The following is a 13,908-nucleotide window of genomic DNA, read 5'->3' on the forward strand; positions in this document are numbered from 1 at the left end:
TTATCCTTTATCTATTATTTACGAAAAAGGAAGCTGATTAGTTTCGTAGTTTTTTAATTAGGAACAAAACAAGAATATTTTGAAAAAGGGTGTCGGGGGGATTGCGCCGATTGAAGCTGGAATTTCGCCAACTTGAAGAGGAATTTCGCCAAACTTTCAATTTATTTCGCCAAACTCGGAGCGGATTTCGCCGATTGGCACCATAATTCCGCCAACTGCAAAATTCACAGACTTTCCTTGACCGAAAAAGGCCATAAAAAAAGAGCCTAAGGCTCTTTTCTCTACTTATGCTTTTATGGCACTCTTATCTTCAATTTGCTGTTTCATTCGAAGGCGGTCACGCTCAAGGATTGGCTTTAAGTATTTACCAGTGTACGATTCAGGGACTTCTGCGACTTTTTCTGGTGTTCCAGTTGCGACGATTGTTCCGCCTTTATCGCCGCCTTCAGGTCCTAGGTCAACAAGGTAATCGGCAGCCTTAATGACATCGAGGTTATGCTCAATCACAAGAACCGTGTCACCATTTTCAACTAAGCGCTGCAACACAACGAGCAAACGGGAAATATCATCCACATGAAGACCCGTTGTCGGTTCATCGAGAATATAGAAGGATTTGCCTGACGACCGGCGGTGCAGCTCTGAAGCTAATTTGACACGCTGGGCTTCCCCGCCGGATAGAGTTGTTGCAGGCTGGCCTAGTTTGATGTAACCAAGGCCGACATCCAAGATAGTTTGCAGTTTACGGCTGATTTTTGGAATGTTTTCGAAAAATTCTACCGACGCTTCCACTGTCATATCAAGAATATCAGCAATGTTTTTCCCTTTGTACTTTACTTCGAGGGTTTCACGGTTGTACCGTTTGCCATGGCAGACTTCGCATGGTACATAGACATCCGGTAAGAAATGCATTTCAATTTTGATGATTCCATCGCCGCGGCATGCCTCACAGCGGCCGCCCTTCACATTAAAACTGAAGCGTCCCTTTTTATAACCGCGGACCTTCGCCTCGTTTGTGTTGGCAAACACATCACGAACATCATCAAAAACCCCAGTATAGGTAGCAGGATTCGAACGTGGTGTCCTGCCAATTGGCGACTGGTCGATATCGATAACTTTCTCTAAATAATCAATGCCTTTAATACTCTTATGTTCACCAGGCTTTGTTTTTGCATGATGCAGCTTTTGCGCCAATGATTTATGTAAGATCTCGTTAATGAGAGTACTCTTCCCAGAACCAGATACACCCGTAATCGCAATAAACATCCCTAACGGCAGCTTCACATTGACATTTTTTAAATTGTTTTCCGATGCGCCTTTGATTTCAATAAAGCGGCCATCCGGCTTGCGGCGTTCTAAGGGCAGAGGGATAAACTTCTTCCCGGACAAGTATTGACCCGTCAATGAATTTGGATCTGCCATGACTTCGGCTGGTGTTCCCGCAGAAACGATTTCCCCGCCATGAACCCCGGCACCCGGACCGATATCAATCAGGTAATCGGCCGCAATCATCGTGTCCTCATCATGCTCAACCACAATCAAGGTGTTGCCGATATCGCGCATGTTTTGCAGCGTTCCAATTAAGCGGTCATTATCCCGTTGATGCAATCCAATTGACGGTTCATCCAAGATATATAAGACACCAGTTAAACGAGAACCGATTTGTGTGGCTAAGCGAATCCGCTGGGCCTCCCCGCCTGACAGCGTACCAGCAGTCCGGCTCAGTGTTAAATAATCGAGACCGACATTAATTAAGAAGCCAAGCCGCTCACTGATTTCATTGAAGATCAGTTTAGCAATTTGCATTTCTTTTTCAGAAAGCGTTAATTCTGCGAAAAATTGATTGGCCTCTTCAATGGAAAGGTCGGTGATTTGGGCAATATGGCGGCCATTAATAAGGACGGCCAACGTTTCTTTTTTCAGACGATAGCCCTTACAGGTTGGACATGGCTTTTGACCCATATATTTTTCCATTTGCTCCCGGATATAATCGGAGCTCGTCTCTTTGTACCGACGCTCCACATTGCGGATGACACCCTCAAATTCAATATTCCCCTCACGAACTTGGCCAAAATCATTTTCATAGCGGAAATAGATTTTTTCTCGACCTCCTCCATAAAGGACTTTTTCCAAAAGGTGTTCCGGGATATCCTTCACTGGGATATTCATATCTACTCCGAAATGATCACATACTGCCTCAAGCAGCTGTGGATAGTACTGTGAACTAGTCGGTTCCCACGGCGCAATTGCATGCTCCTTCAGTGTCAAGTCGCGATTGGGGATGACAAGTTCGACATCGACTTCGAGCTTAGAACCAAGTCCGTCACATTCAGGGCAGGCACCAAATGGACTGTTAAAAGAAAACATCCGTGGTTCCAGTTCTCCAATCGAAAAGCCACAGTGCGGGCAGGCATGATTTTCACTAAACAACAATTCTTCCTGACCGATCACATCGACGATGACTTTTCCTTCGCCTAGTTTTAGTGCTGTCTCGAGAGAATCAGCAATCCGCGCTGAGACCCCTTCCTTGACGACAATCCTATCAATAATGACTTCAATCGAATGCTTTTTATTTTTCTCTAACTCAATCTCATCACCAAGATCGAGCATTTCCCCATCGACACGAACGCGGACAAATCCTTGCTTCTTAATATCCTCGAGCACCTTCACATGAGATCCTTTCCGGCCTGACACCACCGGGGCAAGAATTTGCATTTTGGTCCGCTCCGGGTATTCTAAAATCCGGTCGACCATCTGCTCAATCGTTTGTGAGGAGATTTCAATCCCATGGATTGGGCATGTTGGATGCCCTACCCTTGCAAATAATAACCGCAAATAATCATAGATTTCTGTCACCGTACCGACCGTCGAACGGGGGTTACGGCTTGTTGTTTTTTGATCAATGGAGATTGCCGGGGAGAGACCCTCAATTGCATCAACATCCGGTTTATCCATTTGGCCAAGAAATTGCCGTGCGTAGGCAGAAAGGGATTCGACATAGCGTCTTTGCCCCTCGGCATAAATCGTATCAAAGGCAAGTGAGGACTTTCCAGATCCAGAAAGTCCCGTTAAGACAACAAGCTTATCTCTCGGAATGGTGACATCGATATTTTTCAAATTGTGGGCTCTAGCGCCTTTCACAATCAGTTTTTCCATTGCCATTTTTACGTCATCCTTCCGCTTTCAATTCCAAAATTAAATCACGAAGCTCAGCAGCACGTTCAAAGTTAAGCGCTTTGGCTTCGACCTTCATTTCTTTTTCCATTGTGGCAATTAATTTTTCTCTTTCTTTCTTGTTCATCTTACTAAATGAAGCTGCTGGTTTGTAATCTTCCTGCTCCTCAGCCGCATGTGTAGCACGGATGACGTCACGGATATCTTTTTGAATTGTCATTGGGACGATTCCGTGCTTTTGGTTGTACTCCTCTTGGATGGAACGGCGGCGCCTTGTTTCAGTGATCGCTAATTCCATGGAATTCGTAATTTTGTCTGCATACATGATGACATGTCCCTGGGCATTCCGGGCGGCACGGCCGATTGTTTGGATTAACGAACGTTCCGAACGAAGGAAGCCTTCTTTGTCGGCATCCAGGATCGCGATCAGAGAAACCTCAGGAATGTCGAGACCTTCCCGAAGCAGGTTAATCCCAATGAGAACATCATATTTGCCGAGACGCAATTCTCGAATAATTTCAATCCGTTCGAGCGTCTTAACCTCAGAATGCAGGTATTGAACTTTAATGCCGATTTCCTTCAGGTAATCCGTTAGATCTTCGGACATTTTTTTCGTCAAGGTGGTCACAAGGACACGTTCATTTCTCCGTACCCTTTCGTGAATTTCACCAATCAAGTCATCAATCTGCCCCTCAATTGGACGAACCTCAATCGTAGGGTCTAAGAGTCCTGTCGGACGGATAATTTGTGAAACCATTTTCGGTGTATGTTCCAGCTCGTACGGTCCAGGTGTGGCCGAAACATAAATGATATTGTGGATATGCTTTTCGAACTCATCGAACATTAACGGCCGGTTATCAAGCGCTGATGGGAGACGAAAGCCGTGATCTACAAGGACTTGTTTCCGTGCTTTATCGCCATTAAACATACCCCTGACTTGCGGCAAAGTTACATGTGACTCGTCAATCACCATCAAAAAGTCTTTTGGAAAATAATCCAACAGGGTATATGGAGTGGAGCCCGCTTCTCTTAAGGTTAAATGGCGAGAGTAGTTTTCAATCCCTGAGCAAAAGCCCATTTCCCGCATCATTTCCAGGTCATAGCGTGTCCTTTGTTCGAGCCGTTGGGCTTCGAGTAATTTATTGTCCTCGCGCAGTTCTTCGAGGCGTACTTCTAGTTCTTTTTCAATATTTTCAATGGCTATTCTCAGCTTTTCTTCCCGTGTAACGAAGTGGGAGGCTGGGAAAATGGCAACATGCTCCCGTTCACCCATAATCTCTCCTGTGAGCGCATCAACCTCGCGAATCCGATCGATCTCATCACCAAAAAACTCCACTCGAAGGCAATGCTCGTCACGAGAAGCAGGAAAAATCTCGACAACATCGCCACGGACGCGGAAGGTTCCCCGCTTGAAATCGATATCATTCCTGTCATATTGGATATCGACTAATCGACGTAACAGCTGATTTCGCTCAACTTCCATTCCTGTTCGGAGCGATAAAACCATTTCTCGATATTCTTCAGGAGAACCCAAACCATAAATACAGGAAACGGAGGCAATCACAATTACATCTTTTCGTTCAAAGAGAGAAGATGTCGCTGAGTGGCGTAATTTATCAATTTCATCATTGATACTTGCATCTTTTTCAATGAATGTATCCGTCTGTGGCACGTAAGCCTCTGGCTGAAAGTAGTCATAGTAACTGACAAAATATTCAACCGCATTATTTGGAAAAAATTCTTTAAACTCACTGTAGAGCTGTCCAGCAAGGGTTTTGTTATGAGCAATAATAAGCGTTGGTTTATTTACCTCTTTAATTACATTTGAAATCGTAAATGTTTTACCCGTACCTGTGGCACCAAGCAATGTCTGTTCTTTTTTATTATTCTTGATCCCGTCAACTAATTGACTGATCGCCTCCGGCTGGTCACCTTGGGGCGAGTATTTTGACACTAATTCAAATTGATCCTTCACGAAAAATTCCCTCCCGTAAAATCAATTACTTTTCAGCATATGTACCTAATAATGGACCGGGATGGTGCTGGAAAGTATATCCTCTAAATTCATATTAACATTCTACCACATTCACCTAAAAACAAACCAATAATATGCGAACGAATATTCGATTTCATTAAAAAAGCCTGCCATTTTACTGACAGACTTTTAATAGTTTCAATTCTTAGGTCTTCTTCAATGCCTTCTGCTTCATTTTTTCAGCCATCCAAAAACCGGCAGTTAACGAGAATGCATCCACTACGATCAACATAAACGTGTTGGTATACCCTTTATATACCGAAGTGGCAATTAGAGCCACGGTCAAGATGAGCCCAATCACTCGGTTGTAGGTGACCCGTGTAAAAAGCAAGACGAGCAGCCCTGGAAGAATAAGCGCTGAGAAATATCGAATAACCGTTTCCAATGAGTACACCTCATTTATTTCATACTATTTATTTATTCTAGAAATTAATTCACAAAATTGCAACAAAAAGGATAGATGGAACTGCCATTCCAAAGCTTATTTTTGCATACTAACATGCATTTTCCCGTCTTTTGGCTGAGTAAATAGACTAGTTACTACAAATCCAAAAAGTGAAAGTAGGATCGGGAAGACAACCGTGTGAAAACCAAATGGATTTGGATAAAGTTGATCCAATAAAATGTATGATCCCATTCCTAAAATCATCGAAGAGATGGCTCCGTATTTATTGCCCCTGCTCCAATATAAGCCTAAAACCACCGGCCAAATAAAGACAGACTCAAGCCCTCCAAAAGAAAACAGATTCAACCAAACAATCAAATCTGGCGGGCTTAAAGAGAACACTATGACAATTATTCCTATAATCGCCGTTACGCTAAAACTAACCTTTTTCACAAGATCGTTCCCTGCATCCGGCTTGATGTAATTTAAATAGACATCTTTTACTAAAGCAGAGCTAACCAGAATCAATAAAGCGTCCACAGTCGACATAATGGCAGCCATTGGTGCAGCCAGAACGATGCCTGCAGCATATGGCGGCAGCACTTTCATTGATAACATCGGCATAACCGTATCCCCAATTTTCACTCCTGGCAGAACGGGTCTGGCAAACACGCCAATAAGATGCATTCCAAGCATGATAAAACCGACCACAAAGGTTCCAATAATAATTGCACTATGCATCGCCTTTGAATTTTTATAAGACATCGCTCGGACAGCAATTTGCGGCAAGCCGACGACACCAATCCCTACCAAAATCCAAAAAGAGGAAACGAAGGTTGGTGTCAAACTCCGCTCAGCCCCAAAGGGACTGATTAAATTAGGATTTTCTGCGGCCAAGTCGGAGATAATCTTTGGGATTCCGCCACCGGCCTTAATCGTTGCGATTAAAAGGATTAATGTTCCTCCAAACATAACAATACCTTGGATGGTATCTGTAATGGCAACCGCTCGAAAGCCCCCGACAATAACAAAGACGAGAACCGAAAAGGCAAAGATTAGTAGAGCTGTGGTGTATGGTAAACCTGTTAAACTTTCTACCAAACGTGCTCCGCCAATCCATTGTGCGGTCATCGATGAAAATAGAAAGATGATGATACTAGCAGCTGACATCAACACAACTGCTTTACTTTTGTACCTCTCTTTTAAAAAGTCAATCAAGGTGATTGCTTTGTATTGACGAGAAATAATCGCAAACTTCTTGCCTAGGACCATTAATGTAAAATATCCAGTGGCTAATTGGGCCATGGCCAGGAGGACCCAGCCTAATCCTTGCGTATAAGCGATACCTGGACCACCGATGAAACTGCTGGCACTGCCATAAGTCGCCACCATCGTCATCGCCAATATAAAACCGCCCATTTGACGTTCCCCTAAAAAGTACTCCTCTAAGAATGAGTGAGATCTAATAACAAATTTGTTTGCCCACATGCCAACTGCAAAGATAATGAATAAGAAAATAAGAAGCGGAGTAATGACGGCCCAATTCATTTGATTTCCCCCTCTTCCTCTTCAAAGGGAACATCCTTGAATAATACCTTTACCGTAAAAATAACGAGAATCACCATAACAATGAAACCTACAATACAACTATAAAAAAACCAAGCAGGCAACCCCCATATGTATGTGTAATTTTCTACTTTGGCTGAACCGAGCCCATAGGCAAAGCCGTACCACCAAAGAAAATTAATCAAAACAAGGATTATTCCAATCACAGCTTCCCTGTGAGCAATTTTGAAACGCTTGTCCCGCGGATAACCACTTTTCTTCATTGTCTTCCTCCTAGCTAAAAACACTCTAACATATTCAGGTTATTTTTAACCAATAAAGAAAAAATAACCAACCTAATCCTAGCGGAAAAAGAAAAAATGAGCAAAGAAAAAAACCTATCTGTTGCGGATAGGCTTAATGGATGGATGTTTTAATTAATTACATGTCCCATGCGGGCTAGGGCAGCCGTTTGCTTCTTTTTCTACTTGAATGGTGCTGTGTTCGATGTGAAACTGGTCGTGAAGGATCTTTTGGGATTGTGAGAGGATTTCATCATGAACACCGCTATCTAATATGGTAATATGGCAGCTCAATACGGGATATCCAGAGGTAATTGTCCAAATGTGCAAATCATGGACTTCCTTCACCAATGGGATCTTTTTAAGTTCCTCTTTCACAAGACTGATATCAATCTGTGATGGCGCACCCTCCATTAAGATATGAAACGAGTCCTTCATAACCCTGTACCCACTTAGGAGAATCAAGACAGCTACAATGACACTCGCGATCGGATCTGCAATTCCCCACCCGAAAAACATAATCAATAATGCGGCAACAATCGCGCCCACCGATCCCAGCATATCTCCAAGAACATGCAAGAAAGCACTCCTGACATTCAAGTTTTCATCCTTGTCACCCTTCATTAATATCCATGCAGCAATAATATTAACGATCAGCCCCGTTACAGATATCATCAGCATTCCAGTACTTTGCACCTCTGGAGGATTGAAGAAGCGTTGAAAAGCCTCAAAAAAGATATAGATGGAAATAACCACAAGAGTTAAGCCATTCAGGGCTGCAGCGATAATTTCAAATCGTTTGTAGCCATAGGTTTTTTCCGGCGATACCTGTTTCTCCCCGAGCTTGATGGCAAAAAAGCTTAACCCAAGTGCGGCAGCATCACTCAGCATATGACCTGCATCTGACAAAAGCGCCAAGCTATTTGTTAACAGACCACCAATTACTTCAACTACCATAAAGGCAGCAATTAATAGGAAGGAACTCAACAAAGCTTTTTTATTACTCGTATGCGAATGTCCATGTGAATGCCCGTGTGAATGACCATGCGAATGGCCGTGATGGTGATGACCCATGTTAATCCCCCCAGAGCTCTCTGGATAGAGCGGCTCAATTATTTATCTGTTTCTAAACCGAAAATATTACGATTAAGGCTAGTGTTTTCTAATCTTAATATTTCGATACCCTGCCTCAAAACGGCAGGTATCGCAGCCCTAAGAGGCCGTCTTCATTCAAAGGTTCGTTTGATTATATGATATTCAAGTGATGGTTTGAGTGTCAATCTTTTTATACATTATTCTTTCAAAAAGAAAGCGTTCATTTATTTAATTAATATTTTTAATTTTCCCATTATTAATCAAACTATTGTATTCCATAATATTATAGCGTTATAATATGTTAGAGTAATAATACGGTAACGTACTAAAGTAAATTAATAATAGATAAGGTGGTAGTTTGAATATGAAACGTATATCAACGATTGTTCTAATAATAGCAGCACTATTCTCCATCCTTACGGGTTGTTCTTCTAAGACATCTGAAGCAAAGGACAACACGTTGGTCATTGGGATTGATGATAAATTTGCTCCAATGGGGTTCCGAGATGAAGATAACAAGATTGTTGGTTTTGATATTGATTATGCCAACGCAGCAGCAGAAAAAATGGGGAAAAAGGTAAAGTTCCAACCGATCGATTGGAGTACAAAAGAAGCGGAACTTAGCAGTGGAAGAATTGACCTTATTTGGAACGGATACACTATTACAGATGAACGAAAAAAGAAAGTTCTTTTCACAAAGCCATATTTAAAAAATGCCCAAGTGGTTGTGACCATGGCTGATTCAAAGCTATCTAAATTAGACGATTTAGCGGGTAAAGTAGTCGGCTTGCAAACACTATCTTCAGCAGCTGATGCTTTAGATGCTTCACCAATCAAAGCAAAAATAAAGACAGTAACCGAGTTTGCGGATAATGTCCAGGCTTTAACCGATTTAAAGAGCGGCCGGTTGGATGCGGTAGTTATTGATGAAGTTGTCATTGATTATTACATGTCGAAAGAAAAAGAAGCCTTCAAGATTCTTGATGAATCACTAGCTCCTGAAGAATACGGTATTGGTGTTAAAAAAGGAAACGATGACTTACTGAAAAACCTGCAAAAAGCTCTCGACGAGATGAATGAGGATGGCACAGCCTCCCAAATTTCGGAAAAGTGGTTTGGCGAAAATAAGGTTTTAAACTAATAATGAATATATAGCGAACAGGATTTCCATAGGGAAGCCTGTTTTGCTTTTGGAGGAACATCAAATGTCTGTTGATTATCTAATTTCCATACTAAAACCTATGCTCGAAGGGGCACAGATGACCATCTTCTTGTTTTTGATTGCCATTGTCGTGTCCATCCCCCTCGGGTTTGTTTTAACTCTAGCTGTCGGCAGCCGTTTTAAACCACTCTCCTTGCTTGCAGAGGGCTATATTTATGTCATGCGTGGAACACCACTTCTACTCCAGTTGTTATTTATCTGTTTCGGGCTGCCGATGATTCCAGTAGTTGGTGAATATTTAGTTTTGGATCGCTTTGTGGCTGCCTGTATCGGTTTCATCTTGAACTATGCGGCTTATTTTGCTGAAATCTTCCGCGGTGGGCTGCTTGCGATTGATAAGGGGCAATATGAAGCCTCGCAAGTTCTCGGATTAAATAAATGGCAGACCTTAACGAGAGTTATCCTGCCGCAAATGTTCCGGATTGCCCTTCCATCTGTTGCGAACGAATCCGTGACATTAGTGAAAGATACCGCCCTCCTTTATGCCGTTGCTGTACCGGAATTGCTGCACTTTGCGCAAACAGCGGTCAATCGTGACTTCACCATTGTCCCTTTCTTTGTGGCAGGGGTTATTTATTTAATCATGACGCTCCTGTTAACTATGGTCTTTAAAGGGCTTGAAAAACGGTTCAAATTTGAATAAGAAGGAGTGGTGGAGATGCCTGTTATTGAAATATCTAACCTGAAAAAATCATATGGCAACTTAGATGTCTTAAAAAATATTACATTTGATGTTCATAAAAATGATGTCGTTGCGGTAATCGGTCCATCTGGTTCAGGAAAAAGTACGATGCTCCGCAGTTTGGCCCAACTTGAAAAAATTGACGCCGGCAGTATTGTTGTTTCCGGAAAGCATTTAGCCAAAAATGGTATCTACGCAAATCCGCAAGAATTAAAAGAGATTAACGCAAAAATGGGGATGGTCTTTCAGCATTTCAACCTCTTTCCGCACCTTACCGTGAAAGAGAATCTGGAACTTGCCCCCAAAATGTTGAAGAAGGAATCGGCTGCTGCTATACAAAAGAGAAGCAGTGAGCTTCTTGAGAAAATTGGTCTTGCTGACCGGGCCGCTGCCTATCCTGCAAAATTATCAGGCGGACAGAAACAACGAGTAGCCATCGCCCGAGCACTCATGTTAAATCCAGAAATTCTACTCTTTGATGAGCCGACTTCTGCCTTAGACCCAGAATTGACGGGTGAGGTGCTGAAAGTAATGAAGGATTTGGCGGAAGAACATATGACAATGATTGTCGTAACCCACGAGATGGGCTTTGCCAAGGAAGTAGCAAACAGAGTTGTTTTTATGGACAACGGGGAGATTGTTGAATCCGGTTCGCCGGTCGAATTGTTTACGAACCCTAAGAATGAACGAACGCAAGCCTTTTTAAAACGTAGTTTAAAGTGATTTTAGAGCGCAAAAAACGGCTGATTTCTCAGCCGTTTTCTTATTTTCCCACTGAATCATCCTTTAGTGCCACCCAAAACGCCACGCCAATCGATGCAAACATGACCAGAAATGGGGCATAAAATAGCAAAAAATCATCCATTACATTCCCCCCTTAAGCATGCTCATCATTCCGATTACCTTGGACATATTCTTTATTGAACAAAAACAATTTTAATAACAGGTACAAAGATGGGAGGAGTAATCCCAGCCCTGCAATAAAGGCCACAATCAGGGCAATTGCCATTGATTGATTCGTAAAGCTGTCGTACAGGGTGAGATATGGATACAGTAAATATGGATAATGGGACGCGCCGTAGGCGAGGAAGGCAAGTGCAAATTGTCCTACCAATAGCCAGAATGCCAAACCATAGGAACGACGTTTCCAAATGAAAAAAACAGTTCCCGCAAAGAATACGACCGACAACCCAAACAACCACCAGAGGTCGAGTAATCGCTGATAATGTTCAGGGTTGTGTGTCCTCATTTCAAAAATAATTCCTGCGGCAGTGATAATTGCTGGTCCGGCCCAGCTAAGCGCATATTTCCGCAATAGGTTCGTTGCTTCCTCATCCTTAGCATGATGGGCATACCAAGTCAAAAATACTGCGGATATATATAACACAGCCGTCAGACTAAGGACCACAATGCTCCATGATAATGGGCTGGTAAACAATGCCCAATAATCAAGGACCGGTGCCGAGTTTTCAATTTTCACGAAGCCGCCTTCCGAAATGGACAATACACTCGACAACGACGCAGGAATGAATAATCCCGTTAACCCGTATAAAATGGTGTACCGCTTATGCTTGAGCCCTCCGTAAGTGGTAAACGCATAATACGCCCCTCGAATCGCCAGAAGAATAAGCGCGATACTAGCTGGTACAAGCAGGGTGGTCCCAAAGTAATAAGCTGTTTTTGGAAAGAAACCAACCATGCCGACGAAGAAAAATACTAAAAACACATTGGTGACTTCCCAGACAGGCGATAAATAGCGTTGAATAATCTTCGTCAAAATATGCTGTTTCCCCGTTAAAGTACTAAATGCGTTAAAAAAGCCTGCCCCAAAGTCGATCGATGCGATGATGATATATCCAAAAAGAAACAGCCCTAATGCGCTGATGCCAATGATTTCAAGTGTCAAAATATATCACCTGCTTTCTCTGAAGCACGGTCGGCCAGTTCCTGTTCCACTGTATTTTTTCGGAACATCCGCCATAGGACCACCACACTGCCCACACCGAGGACAAGATAAAGCCCAGCAAATAACACCAACATTAGATCGACTTGGCCGCTTGTCGTTGCGGCATGTTCTGTACGTAAAATCCCTCGTAAAACCCACGGTTGACGCCCAACCTCGTCCAACCACCAGCCTGCTTCAATCGCAAGAATAGAAAGAGGACCTCCCAGTACAATCAGCCACCCAAACCATCTAGATAATACAAAACGCCAGTGACGCCATATACCTAGGATGTACACGAAGGAAAGCATGGTCATCCACATACCGATGGTAACCATCGTATCAAACAGATAGTGGATATAGAGCGGCGGCACTTCATCCTTCGGAAATTGATCAAGCCCAATCACTTCTGCACTTGGGACTTCATGCGCTAAAATGCTAAGTGCATAGGGAATTTTTAGAGCATATTTCACTTCTCCATTATCAAGTACACCATAAAGGACGAGAGGAGCCCCTTTCCCTGTTTCAAAATGCCATTCGGCCGCCGCTAATTTTTCCGGTTGGTACTCGGCTAAATACTTTCCAGAGAAATCTCCTAAAAGGGCGGTGGCTGCTGAAAAGATGAATCCTAGTTTCATGGTTAAAAACAACGCCTTTTTATGGTACGTAGAGTCGGAACCTCTCAGTAACCGGAAGGCTCCAATCGCAGCAAGAACAAAAGCGGATGTCATATAAGCGGTGACAACCACATGAGCAACTTTTGTTGGCATAGCCGGGTTAAACATTGCCAGAATGGGACTCACATCCACGAGCTGTCCATTAACTACATCAAAGCCCCGCGGAGCATTCATGAATGCATTCACAATCGTAATAAAGACAGCTGAAAATGAGGCTCCTAATGCCACCGGGATTAGCAGGAGCAAATGTTTTTTCTGATTTTCAAACCGATCCCATGTGTATATGTATATACCTAAAAAAATGGCTTCAAAAAAGAAGGCAAAGGTCTCCATAAATAACGGCAAGGCGATGACATTTCCAGCTAACTGCATAAAGTTGGGCCATAGGAGTGAAAGCTGTAAACCAATTGCAGTCCCAGTTACAACACCAACAGCTACGGTAATCACAAATCCCCTTGTCCATCTTCGTGCTAATAAAATATAGTGTTCGTCTTGCTTCTTGATCCCGACCCATTGAGCAATCATAATCATCAGCGGAATGCCGACGCCGATGGTTGCGTATATGATGTGAAAGGACAAGGTTAATTCTGTCAGCACACGGCTAAAAAATACGGCCTCTTCATTTCCCATTCACTTACCACCTTTCTTATCCTGAAAACAGCCGTCCAATGATCGATAGTCCCATAATGGAGGCCACAATAAAGGCCAGCCAAATGAGCTTCCTTTCTTGTTTTTTATAAATATAAATCCCCCCTGCCGTCCTGTTAAATGAATTCTCTCTTTACATACCATTCCCAAAATTATCGCGGAATATATTGAACACTTTTGGAAAGTATCATCACTTTATCCACA

Annotated in this window: 12 protein-coding genes; 3 read left to right on the forward strand and 9 right to left on the reverse strand. The window is 42.8% G+C overall.

From position 1 onward, the window contains the following. Positions 1–285: 285 nt before the first annotated feature. From uvrA to QNH17_RS25160, 6 genes are all read right to left on the reverse strand, one after another. Entirely contained in the window at positions 286–3,159 is a 2,874-nt protein-coding gene (uvrA, locus tag QNH17_RS25135) for an excinuclease ABC subunit UvrA (protein WP_283875846.1), read from the reverse strand. Between the two features lie 7 nt (positions 3,160–3,166). After that, positions 3,167–5,146: an excinuclease ABC subunit UvrB gene (gene uvrB / locus QNH17_RS25140; RefSeq protein ID WP_283875847.1), complete on the reverse strand. Its 1,980-nt coding sequence runs from the start codon at positions 5,144–5,146 to the stop codon at positions 3,167–3,169. Positions 5,147–5,351: 205 nt separating this feature from the next. Further along, on the reverse strand, positions 5,352–5,591 hold the full coding sequence (locus QNH17_RS25145) for a DUF2198 family protein (protein WP_144554037.1): 240 nt from the start codon (positions 5,589–5,591) through the stop codon (positions 5,352–5,354). Between the two features lie 96 nt (positions 5,592–5,687). Beyond that, a complete protein-coding gene (gene panF, locus QNH17_RS25150) occupies positions 5,688–7,139 on the reverse strand; it encodes a sodium/pantothenate symporter (protein WP_283875850.1) in 1,452 nt (483 codons plus the stop codon). Continuing rightward, positions 7,136–7,420: a YhdT family protein gene (locus QNH17_RS25155; RefSeq protein WP_283875851.1), complete on the reverse strand. Its 285-nt coding sequence runs from the start codon at positions 7,418–7,420 to the stop codon at positions 7,136–7,138. Before QNH17_RS25155 ends, panF begins: the two co-directional genes overlap by 4 nt. Positions 7,421–7,573: 153 nt before the next feature. After that, a complete protein-coding gene (locus QNH17_RS25160; RefSeq protein WP_283875853.1) occupies positions 7,574–8,512 on the reverse strand; it encodes a cation diffusion facilitator family transporter in 939 nt (312 codons plus the stop codon). A gap of 385 nt (positions 8,513–8,897) precedes the next feature. On the opposite strand from QNH17_RS25160, the gene QNH17_RS25165 reads away from it, so the two are divergent. The 3 genes from QNH17_RS25165 to QNH17_RS25175 all read left to right on the forward strand — a co-directional run bounded on the left by QNH17_RS25165 (position 8,898) and on the right by QNH17_RS25175 (position 11,160). Next, positions 8,898–9,674 carry an amino acid ABC transporter substrate-binding protein gene (locus tag QNH17_RS25165; protein WP_283875855.1) on the forward strand — a complete coding sequence of 259 codons (777 nt, stop codon included), beginning with the start codon at positions 8,898–8,900 and terminating at the stop codon, positions 9,672–9,674. Between the two features lie 64 nt (positions 9,675–9,738). Next, complete coding sequence (locus tag QNH17_RS25170; RefSeq protein ID WP_283875857.1) at positions 9,739–10,398, forward strand: amino acid ABC transporter permease; 660 nt, start codon at positions 9,739–9,741, stop codon at positions 10,396–10,398. Positions 10,399–10,413: 15 nt separating this feature from the next. Then, a complete protein-coding gene (locus QNH17_RS25175) occupies positions 10,414–11,160 on the forward strand; it encodes an amino acid ABC transporter ATP-binding protein (protein ID WP_283875858.1) in 747 nt (248 codons plus the stop codon). Between the two features lie 40 nt (positions 11,161–11,200). Here QNH17_RS25175 and cydS read toward each other — a convergent pair whose 3' ends face one another. The 3 genes from cydS to QNH17_RS25185 are packed head-to-tail and all read right to left on the reverse strand — an operon-like array spanning position 11,201 to position 13,686. Further along, entirely contained in the window at positions 11,201–11,302 is a 102-nt protein-coding gene (gene cydS / locus QNH17_RS30110) for a cytochrome bd oxidase small subunit CydS family protein (RefSeq protein WP_481858549.1), read from the reverse strand. 12 nt (positions 11,303–11,314) lie between these two features. Next, positions 11,315–12,343 (reverse strand): cytochrome d ubiquinol oxidase subunit II, encoded by a 1,029-nt coding sequence (locus QNH17_RS25180; RefSeq protein ID WP_283875859.1) that lies wholly within the window; start codon positions 12,341–12,343, stop codon positions 11,315–11,317. Beyond that, the gene (locus QNH17_RS25185) at positions 12,340–13,686 is read right to left on the reverse strand and encodes a cytochrome ubiquinol oxidase subunit I (RefSeq protein WP_283875860.1); all 1,347 of its coding nucleotides are present in this window, start codon (positions 13,684–13,686) and stop codon (positions 12,340–12,342) included. Before QNH17_RS25185 ends, QNH17_RS25180 begins: the two co-directional genes overlap by 4 nt. Positions 13,687–13,908: the final 222 nt, after the last annotated feature.

Source organism: Neobacillus sp. SuZ13 (assembly GCF_030123365.1).
Lineage (GTDB): Bacteria > Bacillota > Bacilli > Bacillales > Cytobacillaceae > Neobacillus.

Coding starts and splice junctions, on each gene's coding strand:
- uvrA (WP_283875846.1), bottom strand. CDS start 3,159: ATGGCAATGGAAAAACTGATTGTGAAAGGCGCTAGAGCCCACAATTTG.
- panF (WP_283875850.1), bottom strand. CDS start 7,139: ATGAATTGGGCCGTCATTACTCCGCTTCTTATTTTCTTATTCATTATC.
- QNH17_RS25155 (WP_283875851.1), bottom strand. CDS start 7,420: ATGAAGAAAAGTGGTTATCCGCGGGACAAGCGTTTCAAAATTGCTCAC.
- QNH17_RS25160 (WP_283875853.1), bottom strand. CDS start 8,512: ATGGGTCATCACCATCACGGCCATTCGCATGGTCATTCACACGGGCAT.
- QNH17_RS25165 (WP_283875855.1), top strand. CDS start 8,898: ATGAAACGTATATCAACGATTGTTCTAATAATAGCAGCACTATTCTCC.
- QNH17_RS25170 (WP_283875857.1), top strand. CDS start 9,739: ATGTCTGTTGATTATCTAATTTCCATACTAAAACCTATGCTCGAAGGG.
- QNH17_RS25175 (WP_283875858.1), top strand. CDS start 10,414: ATGCCTGTTATTGAAATATCTAACCTGAAAAAATCATATGGCAACTTA.
- cydS (WP_481858549.1), bottom strand. CDS start 11,302: ATGGATGATTTTTTGCTATTTTATGCCCCATTTCTGGTCATGTTTGCA.
- QNH17_RS25185 (WP_283875860.1), bottom strand. CDS start 13,686: ATGGGAAATGAAGAGGCCGTATTTTTTAGCCGTGTGCTGACAGAATTA.